This is a genomic window from Nostoc sphaeroides (genome assembly GCF_003443655.1).
Taxonomy (GTDB): Bacteria; Cyanobacteriota; Cyanobacteriia; order Cyanobacteriales; family Nostocaceae; genus Nostoc; species Nostoc sphaeroides.
On sequence record NZ_CP031941.1, the window covers coordinates 2,408,525 to 2,430,210 of the forward strand.

Here is a 21,686-nt window from a genome sequence, read left to right on the forward strand (position 1 = left end):
TATGAGAATTGCCCTATTTACCGAAACCTTTTTACCCAAGGTTGACGGCATTGTAACGCGCCTGCGCCATACTGTTGACCATTTACAGCGTAGTGGTAATCAAGTACTGGTGATTGCCCCTGATGGAGGCATCACAGAACACAAAGGCGCTAAAGTTTACGGCATAACTGGCTTTCCTTTGCCATTGTATCCAGAATTGAAAATGGCACTTCCGCGCCCAGCCATTGGGTACGCTTTAGAAGAGTTCAAGCCAGATATTATTCATGTCGTGAATCCAGCAGTTTTAGGTTTATCTGGGATATTTTATAGCAAAATCCTCAAAATACCCTTAGTGGCGTCTTATCATACCCATTTACCCCAATATCTCCAGCATTACGGTTTGGGGATGCTGGAGGGTTTTCTTTGGGAACTGCTCAAAGGCGCTCATAATCAAGCAGCTTTAAATCTATGTACTTCCACAGCAATGGTGGAGGAACTGACAGCACATGGTATTGAACGTGTAGATTTATGGCAACGTGGGGTGGATACGGAATTATTTCACCCTGATTTAGCTAGTGTAGAGATGCGATCGCGCCTATCAAAAAATCATCCAGAAAGTCCATTATTACTTTACGTGGGGCGACTTTCTGCTGAAAAAGAAATTGAGCGCATCAAACCAATTTTAGAAGCAATTCCCGAAGCGCGGTTAGCATTGGTTGGGGATGGCCCCCACCGTGAAGCATTGCAAAAACACTTTGCTGGCACAAACACTTATTTTGTTGGGTATCTCATGGGGCAAGAATTAGGTTCTGCTTTTGCGAGTGCTGATGCCTTTATCTTTCCTTCCCGTACAGAAACACTAGGTTTAGTATTACTAGAAGCGATGGCTGCTGGCTGTCCGGTAGTAGCAGCCCGTTCCGGGGGGATTCCTGATATTGTCACAGATGGGGTAAATGGATATCTTTTTGAGCCAACAGCAGATGTTCAAGGAGCATTAGCTGCTACTGTTCGCCTGTTAGAACAAAAACAACAACGAGACATCATTCGTCAAAATGCTCGCCAGGAGGCAGAAAGTTGGGGTTGGCCATCTGCTACCAGACAGCTAGTAGATTACTATCAAAAGGTAATATTTTCTGAAAAATTGGCAAAATCAGGGAGTAGGGAGTAGGGAGATGTGGTTCGACTTCGCTCACCAACCGGGAGATGAGGCAGGGCTATTTGATTCTCATCTAGCCCGCCTCAGAATAAATTCTGAGGCTAATAGCACTCATTCGTCTAAAGACGACTAATAAAGGCTTTTAGTCCACCAAGCGTGGAGTTAGGCTATGAGCCGCTGAACTTTAGTTCTGGGCGGTTTATATCTAGTACAGCGCGGCGTAAATAAACAGACCATTCAAAATCAACGGAACGCTTACTCTGTCTTAATTTTGAATGCGTGAATGCGTGAATTTTGAATTCCGCCTTGCGGTACTAGAACGAAATAGCCCTGGAGATGAGGGAGAAGAATTAATAACCAATGCCAAAATCTAAAATCTAAAATTCCTATGACCGAAACAGACTAATGATACAAGCCCATTTATTTATGGGGATTAAAAATTATTGAATTTTGAATTTTGACTTTTGAATTCGGAGCAAAGCGACGTGACACTCCCCAACCCTGGCAGCGTATTGGCTACATTAACTGAACTGACTCAAGTTAATCATACTCATGCCTTACTGCGTCGTGTTAAAGACTTATCTGTTAATGAATTTGTTTGCTTACTCGACTTCATAACTGCTGAGTTCCAGCAATTTCTTAGAGCTATTGAACTGATCAATAATGAAGCTCTAGAAACTATGTTGGAGAAGGTACTAGAAGCTATCACACTCAAAATTGGTCAAATTCTACAAGCAGAACACACAGCCATTTTTTTAGTTGACTATGACAAAGGTCAACTGTGGTCAAAAGTTCCCCAAGATAATACCCAAAAATTCTTAGAAATTCGGACTCCCATTACAGTGGGTATTCCTGGTCATGTTGCCAGTACAGGTGAATATCTAAATATATCTGAAACTTCTACTCATCCCTTATTTAGTCCAGAACTTGAAAAACAAATGGGCTACAAAATCCATAATATTTTATGTATGCCTGTTACCAGTAGCAAAAACCAGACTGTAGCAGTAGTGCAACTGGCTAATAAAACCGGGAATGTTCCGTTTAATTCTGATGATGAAGAACGTTTTCGAGACTTCGCCGCTTCTATTGGTATTATTCTGGAAAGCTGCCAATCTTTTTATGTAGCCGCTCGTAATCAACGAGGCGCAACGGCTTTATTGCGGGCAACTCAGACACTGGGGCAAAGTTTGGATTTAGAAGCAACTTTGCAAATAGTCATGGAGCAAGCTCGAATTTTAATGCAAGCAGACCGCAGCACACTATTTTTATATCGTAAAGAGATGAACGAACTCTGGACGAAAGTTGCGGCGGCGGCGGATGGAACAAACTTGATAGAAATCCGCATTCCCGCTAATCGTGGTATTGCTGGCTATGTGGCTTCTACTGGTGAAGCTTTAAATATTTCCGATGCCTATAAAGATCCCCGCTTTGACCCGACTACAGATAGAAAAACTGGGTATGTAACTCGTAGTATCCTGTGTTTGCCAGTATTTAATTCGGCAAATGAATTAATAGGCGTTACACAATTAATTAATAAACAACAAAGCAGTTTTACCGCTTCTGATGAAGAATTTATGCGGGCTTTTAATATTCAGGCAGGAGTTGCTTTAGAAAATGCTCGTCTATTTGAAAATGTGCTGTTAGAAAAACAGTATCAAAAAGATATTTTACAAAGTTTATCAGATGCGGTGATTTCTACAGATATGGCAGGACGCATTGTTACGATTAATGATGCGGCGCTAGAGTTGCTGGGCTGTCCTATAAAAGATGCTAATAGTAAAAACAACAAGCTTTCGTGGGAACAAAATTTGATTGGTCGGCTAGTTTGGGAAGTTGTGCCAATTGAAAATCTCCAAATGCGGTTAGAAGATAGTTTAAAAACTGGAGCTAAACATTATGTGCCAGAGCAAAGTTTAATAGTAGGAATTTCTCAAGTTAATAGTGAAGAATTAGGAGTTAAAAGTGAGACTCAAGAATCAAAAATTAGGACTCAGGACTCAATTTTAGCAGTCCGCGATCGCACTAATCCCGATGTGTTCATTCCCTGGAATTTACCCCTCACTTCCCAATCTGAGTTTCTCACCGCTAATGAAGTACAAAAATTAGAACGCAGCACGAATCTAACTGTTAATCCCCTAACTAACCCCGAAGGCGGTGTCCGGGGTGGTTTGGTGGTGTTAGAAGACATCAGCCAGGAAAAACGGATGAAAACTACCATGTCCCGCTACCTAACGCCCCATGTAGCCGAGCAAATTATGGCTTTGGGGGAAGATGCTTTAATGGTGGGTGAGCGCAAGGAAGTAACCATCTTGTTTTCTGATATCCGAGGCTATACCACACTTACAGAAAATCTTGGTGCAGCTGAAGTAGTATTGCTGCTCAATCAGTATTTTGAAACGATGGTAGAGGCGGTTTTTAACCACGAAGGCACTCTTGATAAATTTATTGGTGATGCCTTAATGGCGGTATTTGGTGCGCCGCTACCATTGACAGAAAATCATGCTTGGAGGGCTGTGCAGTCGGCCTTAGATATGCGACAACGGTTAGAGGAATTTAACCGACGGCGAATTATCCAGGCGCAGCCACAAATCCATATTGGCATTGGGATTAGTTCTGGGGATGTGGTTTCGGGTAATATTGGTTCCCGCAAACGAATGGATTACACCGTAATTGGAGATGGCGTAAATTTAAGTTCGCGTTTGGAAGCCGTAACTAAGGATTATGGTTGTGATATAATTCTAAGCGAATTTACTTATCAGCTTTGCAGCGATCGCATTTGGGTGCGCCAGTTAGATAAAATTCGAGTCAAAGGGAAACACCAGGCTGTAAATATCTACGAGTTAATTGGCGATCGCACCACCCCCCTAGATGCCAACACTCAAGAATTTTTATTTCATTATCATACTGGACGCGCGGCTTATTTATCGCGCAACTTCTCACAAGCGATCGCCTGTTTTGAAGCCGCCAAATGCATCCAACCCCAAGACCAAGCTGTTGATATCCACCTAGAACGGGCGCGTAATTACCAACAAGCGCCGCCCCCAGAGTCCTGGGATGGTATTTGGACAATGCTTACTAAATAGTCATTAGTCATTAGTCGTTTGTCATTGGGTATAGTTTTTCCCCTTATCCCCTTCACTCTTCAACCTCCCCCTGATCATCCTGAAACGGATCTTCGCCAATTCTTAGCTCTTTTTTTGAGTGTTTCAACTGTTTCCATAGATCCTTTATTTGTTCGTAAGCTTCACCTGGAGGCAGTTTTCCACCTGTTTCTAAATTGCAAATGTAGCTTACTCGTTGGGCAAATTCTTGTAAATTTGCATTAAAAACCAAGTTTTCTGGCTTCACCTGGCCATAGTAGCGGCCGCGAGGGTAAAGAAAATCATCCTTGTTCACTATTTTGTTCTCCAATTTATTCAACTCCCCTTGTGTTTGAATCTCTAAAGCTGAATCATTAGCTACCGCACTGTTGTAACACTGCGGTAACTCAAACCATCAAACTCCTTTTCCAATTAATGATGCGGGAATTGATTGATTTGGATTTTGAGACTAGAAAATAAAGCTTGAAACACTCTTACTGTAAAAGTTACAAAAAAAGTTTCTGCTAAAGATAATATTTGACTTACCTCCCAGTCGTCAATTTATCTCATTTTAATTTATGAATTTCTGACTGTAATTAACTTCAGTTGAAACCCTGAGTTACATGCCAAAAAAATATACCAGTATTTTATATTGTTATTAATTATCATTGTTTGCAAAAATAATTACATATTTTTGCGGGTAAAAGTACTTAGGCAAACATACTATGCGTTAAAGCAAATTGTCATCTGTTAAAAGTTAGAAATTCAGTTGGGAATCTTTAGCAACTTTCTGCTGGGGCGTGACCAAAAACACGGAAAGGTTAAGCAGAGCAAAGGGGGAAGATTTTCCTCTGTGCCCCTCTGCTCTTTTCCTACGTTACGGGTTCCTTCCATAGACCTCTGCCCAATTAACAAGTGGTAGGGGTTTAAGTCCCCTGCTTCTATCAAGCAGCGCGAATTGAATGCCTAAATCTAAATCCCCGTCACAAAACGTAATTGCGAATTGCGAACTTGTGCCGAGGTAAGTCGAGGTATTGCGAATTGCGAATTGTTTTAACCGTGTCCCCGCACCCTCCTAAATAATCACCAATGGCTAATAGTTAATAACTAAAGATAAAATGGTGAAGCCTCAAAGGACAACTTTTGTCCATCGCCTAGAACTTTACCTGCCACCATGTCTGTTAATTCCAAGTTATACGAAGGCAAAGCCAAAATTCTCTATACAACAGACGATCCGGAAGTCTTGTTGGCCGATTTTAAAGACGACGCCACCGCGTTTAACGCCCAAAAACGTGGCAGTATCCAAGAGAAGGGAAAAATTAATTGTAGCATTTCCAGCCAGCTTTTTAAACAGTTGGAGGCTTATGGTATAAAAACTCACTTTATCGACAGCCCTGCCCCGAATCAGATGCGGGTGAAGGCAGTAAAGATTTTACCCTTAGAAGTAGTTATCAGAAATATTGCTGCTGGCAGTTTGTGTCAGCAAACAGGGTTACCAGTGGGTACAATTCTAAAACAGCCGTTGGTAGAGTTTTATTACAAAAACGATCAGTTAGGAGATCCTTTATTGACACGCGATCGCCTGTACCTGCTAGAACTAGCGACTGCGGAACAAGTAGATGCAATTACACATCTAGCATTGCAAATCAATGAATTTCTCAAGAACTTTTGGCAACGATGCGGCATTACCCTAGTAGACTTCAAACTAGAGTTTGGTTTGGACTCACACCAGCAGTTGCTCTTGGCAGACGAAATTAGCCCCGACACCTGCCGTTTATGGGATACCGCAGAAGAAGACTCAAACCGCCGGGTAATGGACAAAGACCGCTTTCGCCGGGACTTAGGAAATGTAGAAGATGCCTACCAGGAGGTTTTACAAAGAGTGCTAAAAGCAGTAGAGAGTAATAATTAAGTGGGTAAAAATCAATTAAACTCGTGTGGATTGTCCTTTGTCAGTTGTCCTTGGTTATTCACCAACGACCTTGTACAGACGCGATTAATCGCCATTGTACAGACGCGATTAATCGCCATTGTACAGACGCGATTAATCGCGTCTCTGACCAATGACTAATGACTAATGACTATTTGTGTGTGTGTGGTCGTGAAGAGGAATTATAAGTAAAATGCGTTTATCTCCCATGTTGCTGGCAGCAGTAGCAATTGCAGCCCCTTTGGGCGGTTCATTGAGTGCAAATGCAGAAACCGCCAACAGTTCAAAACAGACAACAGAAGTTTTGACAATAGAAACAAATCAGCAGCCAGAAAAGGATACTGGTCAGGTTGATAGTAAAAATTTAGAATCTCGACCTAATGCCATAAGGGTTATAGAGGCGGAGAAATCTCGCATTGTCGCAGTTTACCCTGGCAATCCAGGAGCGATGCCTGCGGTGGTCACTGAGCGCAGCCGAAGTGCGGGCGTAGATGCAGCAACCCCAAAGGTAATCGTGCCAACCTCCACAACGCCAAAAACTGCACAAACCCCTCCAATAGATCCTAACCCTACTCAACAGCCGTCTCCCACTTTAGACATTCCACCGCCAGAAATTCAACAACCAACGCCTTCCCCAACGCCTTCCCCAACTCCAGTCCCAGAAAATGTCAACCCACCGACAACGCAACCTTTATCACCCACAACTCCAGAACCATCTACCGCTCCCGATGTTCCATTCCCAAATGGTCAACAAAGAACACCTGCTCCAAGCCCAGGTGCGACTCCCAGTCCGCAGAATGTTAACCCGCCGACAACTCCAGAAAATACTCAACCCAACGCAGCCCCAGAAGCCAATGACCCCCGCGTATTGGTGTCGGAAGTAGTAGTTAGAGCGCAGGCTGGGCAACTACCAGCAGGACTGGAAGACCAAGTTTACAAAGTAATTCGTACCCAACCAGGACGAACCACAACCCGCAGCCAACTGCAAGAAGATATTAACGCCATCTTTGGTACTGGCTTCTTCTCCAACGTGCAAGCAGCGCCAGAAGATACCCCCTTGGGAGTGCGGGTCAGCTTTGTTGTGCAGCCTAACCCTGTTTTAAGCAAGGTAGAAGTGCAAGCCAACCCTGGCACTGGTGTTGCTTCTGTACTCCCAGCTAATACTGTAGATGAAGTATTTCGGGAGCAGTATGGCAAAATCCTCAACTTGCGTGACTTGCAGGAAGGCATCAAGCAGTTAAACAAGCGGTATCAAGACCAAGGTTACGTACTAGCTAACGTGATTGGAGCGCCCCAAGTCTCTGAAAACGGAGTTGTTACCTTGCAAGTAGCAGAAGGTGTAGTAGAAAACATTAGAGTCCGGTTCCGCAATAAAGATGGTCAGGAGACAGACGAGAAAGGACAACCAATTCGGGGACGGACACAAGATTACATCATTACGCGAGAAGTGGAGTTAAAGCCAGGACAAGTATTCAATCGCAACACAGTGCAAAGAGACTTACAGCGCGTGTATGGACTAGGACTGTTTGAAGATGTGAATGTCTCCCTTGACCCTGGTACTGACCCCAGCAAGGTGGATGTAGTCGTGAATGTAGCTGAACGCAGTAGTGGTTCGATTGCGGCTGGGGCAGGTATTAGTTCTGCTAGCGGACTTTTTGGAACAGTAAGCTATCAACAGCAAAACCTGAACGGTAGAAACCAAAAACTGGGGGCAGAAGTACAGGTGGGAGAAAGGGAACTGCTGTTTGATGTGCGGTTTACAGACCCCTGGATTGCCGGAGATCCTTACCGGACTTCCTACACAACCAATCTTTTTCGCCGCAGTTCGATTTCGTTGATTTTTGATGGTAAAGATCAGGATATTAGGACTTTTGAACCAAACAACGTCAATAATGAAGATGCTCAGGATCGCCCCCGTATTCTCCGGCTAGGTGGTGGTGTCACCTTTACCCGTCCCCTGTCAGCTAATCCTTACAAAACTTCCGTCTGGACTGCTTCAGCAGGTATACAGTATCAACGAGTTTCTGCCCGTGATGCTGATGGCAATCTCAGACCAACAGGAGGTCTATTTAATGATGATGGAATTCCCATCGACGAAAATGGAAATCCCACCAGCAATGATCAACCAATCACAATTCCACTGACCGAATCTCCAGGAGGGCAAGACGATTTACTACTATTGCAAGTCGGTCTACAGCGCGATCTCCGTAATAACCCATTGCAACCCACTAGCGGTTCTTATCTCCGCTTCGGGGTCGATCAATCGGTTCCCGTCGGGCTAGGCAACATCTTGCTCACCAGATTGCGGGGGAGCTACAGTCAATATTTACCTATCAAGCTGATTAGCCTCTCCAAAGGCGCACAAACCTTAGCATTTAACCTGCAAGCAGGAACTATCCTTGGTGACTTGCCTCCTTACGAAGCTTTTACCATTGGCGGTAGCAACTCAGTCCGGGGTTATGAAGAAGGAGCATTAGCTAGTGGGCGCTCTTATGTGCAAGCATCAGTTGAGTATCGGTTTCCAGTTTTTTCAGTAGTCAGTGGCGCACTATTTTTTGATCTCGGCAGCGATTTGGGAACTAGTACTAGGGCGGCTGAAGTTTTGAACAAAAATGGTAGTGGCTACGGCTATGGTCTCGGCGTTCGCGTCCAGTCTCCACTGGGGCCAATTCGGATTGACTACGGTATCAACGATGATGGTGATAGCCGAATTAATTTCGGTATTGGCGAAAGGTTTTAATTTGTCATTAGTCAGTAGAGACGCGATTAATCGCGTCTGTACATTGGTCATTAGTGAATCACAATTGGACTTTGGACAATTAACTTTTTTGGATTTGCTTGCTAAATTTGACATTTACCTCAATACTGTTCCGATAAAGGGATTAATGACATTTTCAGGGGAATATCAGGGATTTTACCAAAACAGACGATGAACAATACTAAAGGAAATATACTGACTTTTCGGCTATGCAACAGCACACTCTAGCAGCCCAAATCACCCAAGTAGGGGTGGGATTGCATAGCGGTGTGAGTACCCAGGTGCGGATACTACCAGCTGAGGCGGGAAGTGGACGCTACTTTGTGCGGGTAGATTTACCGGATTTGCCGATCATTCCAGCCCAAGTTGCGGCAGTTAGTCACACTGTTCTCTCAACTCAGTTGGGTAAGGGTGAGGTATCCGTCCGCACGGTAGAACATTTGTTGGCTGCGCTTTCGGGTATGGGTGTGGATAATGCCCGGATTGAGATTGATGGCCCAGAAGTTCCACTTTTAGATGGTTCAGCAAGTGTATGGACAACCAACATTGCCCAAGTTGGCTTAGTATCACAACCCGTTAACCACCAAGTTCCTAAGGCTATTACAGAACCAATATGGGTCTACGAAGGAGATGCCTTTGTATGTGCCCTCCCAGCACCAGAAACCCGCTTTAGTTACGGTATTGATTTTGACCTGCCCGCCATTGGTAATCAATGGCACAGTTGGTCACGAACCACTGAACTAGAAAAAGCTTCTGCTAGCTTTGCTGCACAAATTGCTCCCGCCAGGACTTTTGGGTTACTGCATCAAATTGAACACTTACAAAAAACAGGGTTAATTAAAGGTGGCAGTTTGGATAATGCACTCGTTTGTGGGCCAGAAGGGTGGTTAAATCCACCATTAAGATTTGCAAATGAGCCAGTCCGTCATAAAATCTTGGATTTAGTAGGAGATTTAAGTTTACTAGGAACTTTTCCTATTGCTCATTTCTTAGCGTATAAAGCCAGCCACAATTTACACATTCAACTGGCTCAGAGAATTTTAGATTTTGGATTTTAGATTTGATCTAAAGTTTACAATCTAGGATTATTAAGGCTTTCGACATACGCCTGCCTACTCAACTTTCAGATAAAAAATTAACCACACGGCCAATGTCAATCCTCACTGAAGTGAATACCATCGATACGACGACACCTACATCTACCGAATCAGAAGCTATAAATGAGACTACAATCGTATCTGAGATTAAAACAACCTTTACATCTGAAGAAATTCAGAAATTGCTACCCCACCGCTACCCATTTTTACTTGTAGACAAAATAATTGATTACGCTCCAGGTAAAAAAGCTGTTGGAGTAAAAAACGTCACTATCAACGAACCCCATTTCCCAGGACATTTCCCAGCACGACCACTGATGCCAGGGGTACTAATTGTCGAAGCAATGGCACAAGTTGGGGGCATTGTTTTAACTCAAATGTCTTCAGTAGAAGGCGGACTGTTCGTCTTTGCTGGTATCGATAAAGTTCGTTTTCGCCGCCAGGTTGTACCGGGAGATCAACTAGTAATGACGGTGGAACTGTTATGGGTAAAACAACGTCGTTTCGGTAAGATGCAAGGTCGTGCCGAAGTTGACGGTCAACTTGCTTGTGAAGGGGAATTAATGTTTTCTCTAGTTAATTAAAAGTTTGCTTTCGTGGTATTGGCATAGCCGTGAAATGCCCTTACTGAATCCTGAAAAAGGATGACAGTTGACAAAAATCCACAACAGCATCTGAATAATTTCTTGATTTTTGACGCCCTCTTTACGAGACGCACTCACGAACACACTTAACTTGCTTTGCCCGACACTTTCGTTCACTGAAATACTTATCGCTCAACAATGCCAGTCGCTTCAATGGGACGGCAGTCAGTATAACTCTCTTAACCAGGGTAACGCACTGCTTTAAAAACCCCACCCGGCGCTGGCTTATCAAGACAGTTCTGGAGATTCACCCTTGAAAACGCTAATTCATCCAACTGCTGTAATTCATCCGAAATCGGAACTCCACCATACAGTGCAAGTCGGTGCCTATGCTGTGATTGGAGAGCATGTCAAAGTGGGCCCTGAAACAATAATCGGCGCTCATGCCGTGCTAGAGGGGCCTTGTGAAATTGGGGCGCAAAATCAGATTTTTACAGGTGCAGCCATCGGCATGGAACCCCAGGATCTGAAGTTTGTGGGAGAACCAACCTGGGTCAAAATTGGTGATAACAACTTAATTCGTGAGTACGTTACTATTAACCGCGCTACTGGTGCTGGTGAAGCAACGGTAATTGGCGATGGTAACTTACTGATGGCTTATGTCCATGTGGCTCATAACTGCGTGATTGAAGACCAGGTAGTGATTGCTAACTCTGTGGCGTTGGCGGGTCATGTGCATATAGAGTCACGCGCTAGGCTGAGTGGGGTTTTAGGTGTCCATCAATTTGTACATATTGGTAGACAGGCAATGGTGGGAGGCATGGCACGGATTGACCGGGATGTGGCCCCATATATGCTAGTGGAGGGAAATCCAGCGCGGGTACGAACCCTCAACCTTGTCGGACTTAAACGGTCTGGTATGGATTCTACAGATTTGCTTATGCTGAAAAAAGCCTTCCGCATTCTCTACCGTTCTGATTTGCCCTTTAAGGATGCTTTAGAACAGTTGGAATTGTTAGGGAATAGCGAACAGTTGCAGCATTTGCGCCGTTTTCTGCTACTTTCTCAGATGCCAGGAAGGCGTGGCTTGATTCCCGGTAGGGGAAAAAAAGGCGTGAGTGATGAGTCGTGAATTATAAGTTAGGGGTTAGGAATTATAAGTTAGGAGTTAGGAGTTAGGAGTTATGAGTTAGGAGTTATGAGTTAGGAGTTATGAGTTATGAGTTAGGAGTTGATAAATTAAATTTAACTGCTAACCCTTCACTGTATCATTCCTAACTCCTCACTTCTCACTCCTCACTCATAACTTCTCACTCCTCACTTCTCACTCCTCACTCCTGACTCCTCACTCCTCACTATTTTTTCCTAACTATTTATTTCCTAATTTTAATTATCAAATGCGGATATTTATCAGCACTGGCGAAGTGTCTGGCGATTTACAAGGGTCGCTGCTAATTACAGCGCTGAAGCGTCAAGCTGTGGCGATTGGGTTGGAATTAGAGATTGTGGCGCTAGGTGGCGAAAAAATGGTGGAGGCTGGGGCAATTCTGTTGGGAAATACCAGTAGTATTGGCTCAATGGGTATTCTAGAAGGGCTGCCTTATATTTTACCGACTCTCCAGGTGCAACGTCAGGCGATCGCTTTCTTAAAACAAAATCCACCCGACTTGGTGGTGCTGATCGATTATATGACTCCCAATCTGGAAATTGGGACTTATATGAAACAGCAATTACCAAATGTGCCTGTGGTGTATTATATTGCTCCCCAAGAGTGGGCTTGGTCAATAAGTTTGCGAAGAACTAACCGGATTGTTGGTTTTACAGATAAGCTGTTGGCAATTTTCCCACAAGAAGCCCGTTACTTTAAGGAGAAAGGAGCAAAAGTTACTTGGGTAGGGCATCCTTTGGTTGACCGAATGCAAGATGCTCCTAGTCGCCAAGCAGCCCGTGCAACACTGGGAATTGCACCAGAACAAATTGCGATCGCACTCCTCCCCGCTTCTCGCCGCCAAGAACTAAAATATCTTTTACCAATTATTTTTCAAGCCGCTCAAACTATTCAAGCGAAATTACCTGAAGTTCATTTCTGGATTCCCCTGTCGCTGGAAGTTTATAGACAGCCAATTGAGCAGGCTATTGAGCGTTATGGTTTACGGGCGACAATTATATCAGGTCAACAAATAGAAGTTTTTGCTGCTGCTGATTTAGCCATTAGTAAATCTGGTACCGTGAATTTAGAACTTGCCCTGTTAAATGTGCCGCAAGTTGTAGTTTACCGCTTAAGTTCTTTGACTGCTTGGATAGCTCGTAAAATCCTCAAAGGTTCTATAACCTTCGCATCACCACCTAATTTAGTAGTGATGAAGCCGATTGTGCCAGAATTTTTACAAGAGCAAGCCACACCAGAGAATATTATCCAAACGGCGATGGAACTGCTACTCAATCCCAGTCGCAGAGAGCAAACTTTGGCGGATTATCAAGAAATGCGGCAAAGTTTAGGAGAAGTTGGGGTTTGCGATCGCGTTGCTCAAGAAATTTTGCAAATGGTGGCGGGGAATGGGGAGTAGGGAGAGACGCGATTAATCCCGTCTGTACAAAGTGGGAGTAGGGAAAATTTTGTATATTTAATACGTGATACCCAATCCCAATCTCTTTAGAGGTGTCATAGCTTATGAGATGAAAAAACAAAGAGCGATCGCTGTTGACTTATTCGCCGGTGCAGGGGGTATGACTCTTGGCTTTGAACAAGCTGGCTTTGATGTCCTAGCCTCTGTGGAAATTGACCCGATCCACTGTGCAACACATGAGTTTAACTTCCCTTATTGCTCAGTGTTATGTAAAAGTGTTGTGGATATAACTGGGGAAGAAATTAGGCATCGGTCTGAGATTGGCGATCGCGAAATTGATGTGGTAATTTGTGGCTCACCATGTCAAGGGTTTTCTCTAATTGGGAAACGGGCTATTGATGATCCCCGAAACTCTTTGGTGTTTCACTTTCATCGGCTCGTTTTTGAGCTAAAACCAAAGTTTTTTGTCATGGAAAATGTTCGGGGGATTACAGTTGGCGAACATAAACAAATCCTCCAATCCTTAATTAGCGAGTTTAGAATTCACGGCTATAAAGTAGAAGAAAACTACCAAGTTCTCAACGCTGCACATTACGGAGTACCACAGTCTCGTGAGAGATTATTTCTCATAGGTGCAAGAGAGGATGTAGAGTTGCCGAAATATCCTCACCCAATTACTAAACAAGCATTACCAAATAATTTAAATTCTAAAAAAATATCTGATATCCCATTGAGTCCTACAGTATTGGATGCAATTGGAGATTTACCGGAAATAGAAAAATATTCCGAGTTACTAACAAGAGATTGGGTTGTAGCAGAATACGAAAAACCTAGTAATTATGCTCTTGTACTTCGCGGTATCAAATGCCTAAATGATGATTATTCTTATAAACGAGAATATGATTTGCGAATACTTTCTTCAAGTTTAAGGACAAAACATTCTGCGGAAACTATTCAACGTTTTCAGGAAACTCAACAAGGCGAGAGAGAAAAAATTAGTCGTTTTTATAAGCTGCATCCTGCTGGTGTCTGTAATACTTTAAGAGCCGGAACAGATAAGTATAGGGGTTCTTTCACATCTCCAAGACCGATTCATCCAATTACGCCGCGCTGTATTACAGTTAGGGAAGCGGCGAGATTGCATTCTTATCCAGATTGGTTTAGATTTCATGTAACCAAATGGCATGGATTTCGACAAGTTGGTAATTCTGTACCACCGCTACTAGCAAAGGCTGTGGCGGCGGAAATTATTCGCAGTTTGAATATTTCACCTTTTAAGCCGAGTTTGCGATACAAGTTGAGGGAGGAGAAGCTATTACAATTTAATATGTCGCAAGCGGCACAATATTATCAGCGTGACTGGTAAAAATACACTGCTAGGGAGAATTAATTTGAGAAAGCAAAATTACTGATAGATTAGGAACACTCCGAAAGCGCTGATCATTGGTTAGAAAAGTAGAGCATTGAGTCAATAATGCTGTTGCTGCATGGATAGCATCTGGTAATTTAATCTTAATACTGGCACGGAGTTGAGCAGCTTCAATTAAAACCTGACGACTGACAGGAATCACTGTTAAATTCTGTGAATTACTAATCAGTTGTTTGTAAGTTGTCTGTTGAGCTAAGTTCTGATTTTGGAAAGGTTTTACCAATACTTCAGCGAGTGATAATTCACTAGTTACTACACTCAAGTTACCTTGATCAATCCTTTGGAATAACTGAGTTAAATCTTGGACGAATGGTGGATATCCCTCTAAAGCATAGATCCAAATGTTTGTATCGAGGTAGATTCGTGTGCCTTGAATAGCATCTAGAATTCCCATGCATCTCTTTCTTGGCGAATAAACTTATCCACTTCTTCGGGTGTGGCAAAACTGCCTCTAGCAGATCCGATAAAGCTAGTTAGAGGCTTTTCTGAATGCTTTGGGGGTGACTCCAGAAGTACTATCACCTCGACAGTTGCACCTGTTGGAAGTTCTGGAGAACAGATTTCTACTACACCACCAGGTTTGACGATCGCCTGTTGCCTGAGTCCATTAAGCATGATAATTTATCCTCATTAGTGTCGGAATATCGCATTTCATCAGTATAGGTAAGAATAAGAGCGATGCCTACGGCGGCAAGCTACGCACTGCTTTTTTTAGTCTAGCTTTGAGGTGCGATCGCTTTACTTATTCCCAAGAGAATTTTTCTCAGCGTAGTTTAGATTTCTCTGATATTCGATGATTTTTTGTTGAGCTACTATATAATTGGGGCTAGAAGATGGCACACTTTTCATAAGTGCGATCGCAGCTTCCCACTGACTCACAACTGTTTTCCACTCATCTGGAGATTTTGCTAATTGAGTCAGGTTAGCTGCATTAATTGCTTTACTGACTGCCTCTCGGAATGTATCAGTTTGAGGCGTGAATGCTGTTACAAATGGACTTGGTGACATCACTGGAGAAGCTATAGAAGTTGGTACTTTTTCTTTTATTTTAAGAATGTTTGCTAATAAATATATTCCAATAGCAACCAAAGGAATGAGCATAATTATCAACAGTTTTTTATTTAAATTTTTAGGCTTTTGATAATTATCTTGAGATAGTATAAGTAAATGGGGCTTTTTACCTTTTTTGATTTGGGTTAATCCCATATCACCACGTAATCTGTCAATTTCTAAATCTGTGCGATCAACACTGTAGCTTTTAGGTCTAGTTTGTAAGTTTTGGAGTAGAATTTTCAGTTTAGGAATGAAGCGTTTTATCAATAAATGTTCTAATTGGTAAAGATAGGCGGCAGTGAACATCCAAATCATGAACCAACGTTGACTTAAAAAATCATTATTTTCAATACTGTAAAAAATTCCGTTTGTTGCGTGTCCTGTTAAATGCCCTGTACAACCATTGAAATATTCTGGTATTTTATTGTACAAATTGCAACTAGAAAAAGCTAATTCCGAAAAAATAGTTAGGATTAGCATAAAAGATAATCCCATAACCACTGTGCCATAGAAACCTGCCCATAAACTATTCAAGGTAGGTATCCATTTAGGTAATTTATTAGATAATTTAGGCTTTTGCCAAATAAACCAGAAAATATGGTATATAAAGCCTAAGAAAATGGTTGGTATTAATAAGCCGAATAAAACAGAAAATATTAATAATATAGGGCTGTTGCCGAGAAGTGATATAAATACTCCTGCCAATCCAAAAACTATTAAACGTGTGCCAGGAAATGCTATGGGAACTAGAATAATCGCCCTAAACCAAGAACTAGGATAAGGAAACCAAACTGGCCATATTTGAGAGAGTGTTTCGTATTTTCCCTGTTTAGCTAGTTCTAAAATACTGGAATGTTTTTTAATCTCCTCATTCTCAGGAGTCAAATGTAAATAATCTATCCAAGCTACTGAGGTTTGTCCTTTGCCTTTTCCATAGATTTTTACGGACTTAATAGATATAGCTTCTAACTTTATTATTAGTTTACGAATAAAAGTGACTGATGATTCTTGCTCCGGTACTTGAAAAGATTCCAGCATTACCTGTAAGCAACCATCTTTCAATACTACTTTGGCAGTAATATCTTTTGGTTGCAGAAGATAATTAATTACTGATGCGATCGCTTGTGCATCTCCCTGTTTAGCAAGTTCTAAAAGATTCGGCTGTGTCATAACCAATAAATCCGAAAACCTAAGAAAATATCTTCTATCTCAGGGTTCCCCATTTACAGGTAAAAACAACATTTTAAAAATCTTAAAAGTCTTATGGTGAAAATATACTTTAATTTATTATAATTGCTGCAAAAACACCAATTTTAGACTATTTTTCTGCGTCTCTGGGTGAGCCTTAAACATTAGCGCTCCTTTGTAATTACAGAACTACCATTAGTAATACTTACTTTTTGAATAAAAACCTCAGAACAAGATGATAAAATATCACTGCTGATTTGATTAGCAATCAATTCAAAATCTTGGTTTGTTAATCCTTGGGCAGTATCGCCGCTTAAGTTAATACAAATAGTTAGACTTTGAGGATTACTAGAAGAGTGTTCATCATCTATTGCTACTAATTCAGCTTCTGCTATGCCTAAATTAAACTCTCTACTCCAAGCTGGAAACTCTTGACCCGTTTGTTTTCCATAAACTTTCACTATTTCAATAGATGCAGACCCTAAAGCGGTTAACCCTTTGCGGATAAATGCAACTAAAATTTGCTGATTTAGTACTTGGGTAGATTCTAGTATTACCTCCAAGCAAGCATCTTGTAAGGCTACCTGTGCGGTGATCCCTTTGGGCTGTAGGTGGCGGTTCATCAGAGATGCGATCGCCTGTACATCTCCCTGTCTTGCAAGTTCCAGAATATTTGGCTGTGTCATAACTAGTAAAACAGAAAATCTAGAAAAATAAACTTATATTCTCAGGATTCCCTCTTGACAGCCTTAAGTAACATTATGATGCAAGATATCAGCTAACCGGGGCTAAAATGTCTAGGATAAAGATAGTCATTCACAGACTTTTGCAAAAAATAGATTTTCCCTGCATCAACATCAAAAACTCTTGTTTTTGTGCTTGCCATAACAGGATTAAAATAATTCGTAATTCGTAATTCGTAATTAAGTTTTGTAATGAAAATTTTAACCCCAATACAAAATTTACCTATTTATTGAAGCGGGGGACTTAAACCCGCAGAGCTTGTTAATATTAATCAGTTTAATTCAAATTTTAAATATGAAATTTTATCGAGATCATGTTTGGCCTTCGACGCTAGAAGAAGCCATAGTTATCCAAGAAAAGCTGCGAGATCAAGTAATTACTGAGGATCAACTGCAAGAACCCATCCAGTACGTTGCTGGAGTGGATATGGGTTTTGAAGCTGATGGAACCATTAGCCGTGCAGCTGTCGCAGTCCTGAATTTTCCTGATTTGCAAGTAATCGAGACAAGCCTAGCACACCGTCCTACAACCTTTCCTTATGTTCCTGGGTTCCTCTCATTTCGGGAAATTCCAGCTGTTCTCGATGCCCTAGAGAAGATTCAAACAACACCAGATATCATCCTGTGTGATGGTCAAGGAATTGCCCATCCTCGCAGATTGGGTATAGCTAGCCATTTAGGGTTGCTTATAGATATGCCGACAATTGGTGTAGCCAAGTCCAGGTTAGTAGGTAAGTATGAGGAATTGCCAGAAACAAAAGGCAGCAGCCAACCACTTATATATAAAGGTGAAACGGTTGGGGCAGTTTTGCGATCGCGCACAGGAGTAAAACCTCTTTACATCTCCAGTGGTCATCGAATTAGTTTACCAACAGCCATTGACTATGTATTACGCTGCACACCCAAATATCGGCTACCAGAAACGACGCGCATTGCTGATAAATTAGCATCGGCGAAATAAATCTTGTTGAAGTTTTTTCTAAATACTTGCTTGCACCGACTCAATCGTGTTAGGAATCGCACAGAAAGGAGTTGAAGTAGCTAACCATGAACGCACTAACTTTACAGTGGCACGATGCAGGGCAAGATAAAACTCAGAATATTTACGAACAACAGCCAAGTAAAAATCTTGGCACTGTTCGCATCGGTCGTGATCCACTCCGGTGCGATATTGTTCTGAGTCACCCTACTGTCTCTGGACTGCACGTCGAAATATTTTTTCATCACCAGCAACAGCGCTTTTATATTAGGAATTTGCGATCGCAAAATCCCCCCCTTATTGATGGACGGCAATTAGTCCAAGGTGAAATGCTTTTAAGTGAGGGCACTAGTATATCTTTGGGACAAATAAAACTCAATGTTACTAGTGTTTCCACGGCTAGTATTCCAGCAACAATTTTGATGCCACCACATCCACCAACACCCCCTGCACCACCGCCAGGAGTTTATGGCTTAGAATGCCCCAAATGTCATAAAGTTTCCCCAGGAGAAAATCTCAAAATTGGCTGTCATTGGTGTGGGACATCTTTAGCTGCGGCTGTGAGTGTGTTGGTAGCAGGGAATTAGAGACAAGAGAGACGCGATGAATCGCGTCTGTACAAGATTTTTTTGCCATGCCCAATGCCCAATGACAAATGACAAATGACAAATGACAAATGACAAATGACAAATGAACAAATCCAATTGAGTTGGGAAGAACCAGCGACGGGTGAACGGCGAGAACCAAGGTTGAATATGCCGATCGCTTTTGGTCGAGAATTCGCTCGTTTACCTGCTGAACTTAGGGGAGTACGCGTTTCTCGGATGCTGCTTAACAGTAACGAAGTTTCTCGCTACCATGCCCTAATTGACTGGGAACAAGACCACCTAGTAGTGATTGACCAAGGCAGCGTTAACGGTGTGTATGTCAACGGTCAACCACAAACGCGCAGTGTTCTGGCTAATGGCGATACGTTGCAAATTGGCCCCTATTTAATAACAGTGACATTTGCTGTTAACGTCCCTGCACCAGATACCAGTCTTCCTTCAACGATTCACTTCAATGCAAATACCAATTTTCCAGACCCCAGCTTGCCTGTAGTCCAGCCGCTAACGCCCTTGGCAAGTAATTTCCCACCACTAGCGTTTCAGGCGCAAAAAGTCGCTGTGCAAGCACTTCATGCTACAGGATTACCAGTAGATGAATCTGATTATCTAGCGATCGGGGCAGGACTGGGTAGCTTTGTTTGGGCTGATTTGCTGCGAATTAGTGGTGTGCGGGCTGACAAAATTGTGGCTTTGGGATTAGAGGCGGAACCTTATGCTCGTTACAAGCGCCTTTGTTTAAATTCGCAAATTCCGTTATATGAAAGACTGCGTTCTAATTCTGACTCTTGTCCTGATAATATTTGGGGCTGGCCTAGTTATGCCTTGCGTGAGGCTTGGCACGATTTCACTAAGGGACAGATAAACTCAGCATTCAAATATTTGTGGCAAGTGTTTGCTGAACCAACATTTGCCGAAACTTATACACCCCGTGCGGGCAATGTCTTTGATTCTATAGATAGAGAGGCGAAGCGCATTGGCTGGAATCAAATTTATCGCTATGGACGAGTTAGGGGAATTCGCAAAACTGATGATGGTAGATATTGTATAGCCTATTCTCGCGCCCCAGGAAATTATGCTTTTTTAGTTAGTCGTTATTTACATTTAGCTACTGGGTATCCAGCAATTCAGTTTCTCCCAGATTTGCAAGCTTATAGGGAAAAATATCAAGATTTTAAATCTGTCGTCAATGCTTATGAAGCTCACGATCATGTTTATGAGCAACTAGAGCAACAAGGTGGTACGGTGTTGATTCGGGGGCGGGGAATTGTAGCTTCGCGGATTGTGCAGCGCATTTATGAAGCAAGAAAAAGAAATCGGAATATTGCAGTTTTGCATTTAATGCGATCGCCTAAACCTCAAGGCAACAAATTTCAAAATACCCAGCGCCTAGTCAAAAATCATTACGAATTTCAACCCTTTAACTGGCCTAAAGCCTGCTGGGGCGGCGAACTCCGGGCAATGTTAGAAAAAGCCACCCCCGATGAACGCAAACGTTTACTAGCAGACTGGGGTGGAACTACCACCGCAGACCGCCAAGACTGGCAGCAAATTACTGCCCAAGGGTTAAGCGAAGGCTGGTATCAAATTACCTTTGGTGAGGTGCTGGATGTAGAACGAGATGCCCAAAACCGGACTATTACCCGTATCCGAGAACAAAGCTTTGGGGAAATGAAATTGCTAGCCGACTTTATTGTTGACGCTACTGGACTGGATGCCAAGGTAGATGCTAATCCCCTCATAGCAGATTTAGTGAAACATTACAACCTCCCAGTGAATCACTTGGGGCGATTGACTGTAGCGAACAATTTTGAATTAGTAGAAATGCGTAGTGATAGAGGTCAAATGTATGCTGCCGGAGCTATTACTTTAGGTGGCCCTTATGCAGCCGTTGATAGTTTTTTGGGCTTGCAGTACGCCGCCTTAGTCGCCATTGATGGACTCGCCGCCGCCCGTGCTACTGGAGTTCAAAGGTTGAATGTTGCAAGTTCCTTTGGGCAGTGGGTGAAGTGGGTGTTAAATCAGTCACCTTAGTTTAAGAAGGCAGGACGCAGGAGGGATAGAGTATTTATCTGGCTGTTTTGAGTAGCAAATCCTAACTTCGAGGTTCAAAGGCTCAACGTTGAGGATAAAAGGTGCAACGTCGAGGTTCAAAGGCTCAACGTTGAGGATAAAAGGTGCAACGTCGAGGTTCAAAGGCTCAACGTCGAGGATAAAAGGTGCAACGTCGAGGTTCAAAGACTCAACGTCGAGGATAAAAGGTGCAACGTCGAGGTTCAAAGGCTCAACGTTGAGGATAAAAGGTGCAACGTCGAGGTTCAAAGACTCAACGTTGAGGATAAAAGGTGCAACGTCGAGGTTCAAAGGCTCAACGTTCAGGTTCAAAGGCTCAAGTGGCTCAAGTGACGGGCGATATTTTCAGTCCGCCTGCGATTCAAATCGCAGGCTAACAGCATAAGTCAGTTAAAACTGACTCAAATTAATTCAATTTAGTCCGTTTCAACGGACTTAGGCTATTAGCCTCGGAATTGATTCAGA

19 protein-coding genes are annotated in these 21,686 nt (G+C 42.7%); 13 read left to right on the forward strand and 6 right to left on the reverse strand.

What is annotated here, in order from left to right; translation table 11 throughout:
* The first annotated feature begins 1 nt into the window (after nt 1).
* Entirely contained in the window at nt 2-1,147 is a 1,146-nt protein-coding gene (locus tag D1367_RS10835) for a glycosyltransferase family 4 protein (RefSeq protein ID WP_118166465.1), read from the forward strand.
* A 473-nt stretch (nt 1,148-1,620) separates the two neighbouring features.
* Nucleotides 1,621-4,218 (forward strand): GAF domain-containing protein, encoded by a 2,598-nt coding sequence (locus tag D1367_RS10840; RefSeq protein ID WP_118166466.1) that lies wholly within the window; start codon nt 1,621-1,623, stop codon nt 4,216-4,218.
* 52 nt (nt 4,219-4,270) lie between these two features.
* Here the strand turns inward: D1367_RS10840 and D1367_RS10845 are convergent, their stop codons facing one another.
* The gene (locus tag D1367_RS10845; RefSeq protein ID WP_118166467.1) at nt 4,271-4,531 is read right to left on the reverse strand and encodes a DUF7219 family protein; all 261 of its coding nucleotides are present in this window, start codon (nt 4,529-4,531) and stop codon (nt 4,271-4,273) included.
* 858 nt (nt 4,532-5,389) lie between these two features.
* Here D1367_RS10845 and purC point away from each other — a divergent pair.
* The 8 genes from purC (at nt 5,390) to D1367_RS10880 (ending at nt 14,517) form a co-directional block, all read left to right on the forward strand.
* Nucleotides 5,390-6,127, forward strand: coding sequence for a phosphoribosylaminoimidazolesuccinocarboxamide synthase (gene purC / locus D1367_RS10850; protein WP_118166468.1), 738 nt, complete (start codon nt 5,390-5,392; stop codon nt 6,125-6,127).
* A 23-nt stretch (nt 6,128-6,150) separates the two neighbouring features.
* Complete coding sequence (locus tag D1367_RS32760; protein ID WP_267255522.1) at nt 6,151-6,282, forward strand: hypothetical protein; 132 nt, start codon at nt 6,151-6,153, stop codon at nt 6,280-6,282.
* 56 nt (nt 6,283-6,338) lie between these two features.
* The gene (locus D1367_RS10855) at nt 6,339-8,885 is read left to right on the forward strand and encodes a BamA/TamA family outer membrane protein (RefSeq protein WP_118166469.1); all 2,547 of its coding nucleotides are present in this window, start codon (nt 6,339-6,341) and stop codon (nt 8,883-8,885) included.
* Between the two features lie 227 nt (nt 8,886-9,112).
* Entirely contained in the window at nt 9,113-9,961 is an 849-nt protein-coding gene (gene lpxC / locus D1367_RS10860; RefSeq protein ID WP_118166470.1) for a UDP-3-O-acyl-N-acetylglucosamine deacetylase, read from the forward strand.
* Nucleotides 9,962-10,053: 92 nt separating this feature from the next.
* Nucleotides 10,054-10,584, forward strand: a complete 531-nt coding sequence (gene fabZ / locus D1367_RS10865) for a 3-hydroxyacyl-ACP dehydratase FabZ (RefSeq protein WP_118166471.1) — start codon at nt 10,054-10,056, stop codon at nt 10,582-10,584.
* Between the two features lie 313 nt (nt 10,585-10,897).
* Complete coding sequence (lpxA, locus tag D1367_RS10870; RefSeq protein ID WP_118166472.1) at nt 10,898-11,716, forward strand: acyl-ACP--UDP-N-acetylglucosamine O-acyltransferase; 819 nt, start codon at nt 10,898-10,900, stop codon at nt 11,714-11,716.
* Nucleotides 11,717-11,981: 265 nt separating this feature from the next.
* Nucleotides 11,982-13,151 carry a lipid-A-disaccharide synthase gene (gene lpxB / locus D1367_RS10875; RefSeq protein ID WP_118166473.1) on the forward strand — a complete coding sequence of 390 codons (1,170 nt, stop codon included), beginning with the start codon at nt 11,982-11,984 and terminating at the stop codon, nt 13,149-13,151.
* 109 nt (nt 13,152-13,260) lie between these two features.
* Nucleotides 13,261-14,517, forward strand: coding sequence for a DNA cytosine methyltransferase (locus tag D1367_RS10880; RefSeq protein ID WP_118166474.1), 1,257 nt, complete (start codon nt 13,261-13,263; stop codon nt 14,515-14,517).
* 10 nt (nt 14,518-14,527) lie between these two features.
* Here D1367_RS10880 and D1367_RS10885 read toward each other — a convergent pair whose 3' ends face one another.
* The 4 genes from D1367_RS10885 to D1367_RS10900 form a co-directional block, all read right to left on the reverse strand.
* Nucleotides 14,528-14,974, reverse strand: a complete 447-nt coding sequence (locus D1367_RS10885) for a type II toxin-antitoxin system VapC family toxin (RefSeq protein WP_118166475.1) — start codon at nt 14,972-14,974, stop codon at nt 14,528-14,530.
* Complete coding sequence (locus tag D1367_RS10890) at nt 14,962-15,195, reverse strand: hypothetical protein (RefSeq protein ID WP_118166476.1); 234 nt, start codon at nt 15,193-15,195, stop codon at nt 14,962-14,964. The genes D1367_RS10885 and D1367_RS10890 overlap by 13 nt, the downstream gene beginning before the upstream one ends.
* Nucleotides 15,196-15,318: 123 nt before the next feature.
* Complete coding sequence (locus tag D1367_RS10895) at nt 15,319-16,803, reverse strand: hypothetical protein (protein ID WP_118166477.1); 1,485 nt, start codon at nt 16,801-16,803, stop codon at nt 15,319-15,321.
* Between the two features lie 182 nt (nt 16,804-16,985).
* Entirely contained in the window at nt 16,986-17,507 is a 522-nt protein-coding gene (locus tag D1367_RS10900; protein ID WP_118166478.1) for a hypothetical protein, read from the reverse strand.
* 352 nt (nt 17,508-17,859) lie between these two features.
* Here D1367_RS10900 and nfi point away from each other — a divergent pair, with 352 nt between their 5' ends.
* From nfi to D1367_RS10915, 3 genes are all read left to right on the forward strand, one after another.
* Nucleotides 17,860-18,525: a deoxyribonuclease V gene (gene nfi, locus D1367_RS10905; RefSeq protein WP_118171317.1), complete on the forward strand. Its 666-nt coding sequence runs from the start codon at nt 17,860-17,862 to the stop codon at nt 18,523-18,525.
* A gap of 86 nt (nt 18,526-18,611) precedes the next feature.
* Nucleotides 18,612-19,130: an FHA domain-containing protein gene (locus D1367_RS10910; RefSeq protein WP_118166479.1), complete on the forward strand. Its 519-nt coding sequence runs from the start codon at nt 18,612-18,614 to the stop codon at nt 19,128-19,130.
* Between the two features lie 96 nt (nt 19,131-19,226).
* A complete protein-coding gene (locus tag D1367_RS10915) occupies nt 19,227-21,182 on the forward strand; it encodes an FHA domain-containing protein (protein ID WP_118166480.1) in 1,956 nt (651 codons plus the stop codon).
* Here D1367_RS10915 and D1367_RS30705 read toward each other — a convergent pair.
* Nucleotides 21,174-21,533, reverse strand: a complete 360-nt coding sequence (locus D1367_RS30705; RefSeq protein ID WP_181985141.1) for a hypothetical protein — start codon at nt 21,531-21,533, stop codon at nt 21,174-21,176. The genes D1367_RS10915 and D1367_RS30705 overlap by 9 nt on opposite strands.
* Nucleotides 21,534-21,686 lie beyond the last annotated feature (153 nt).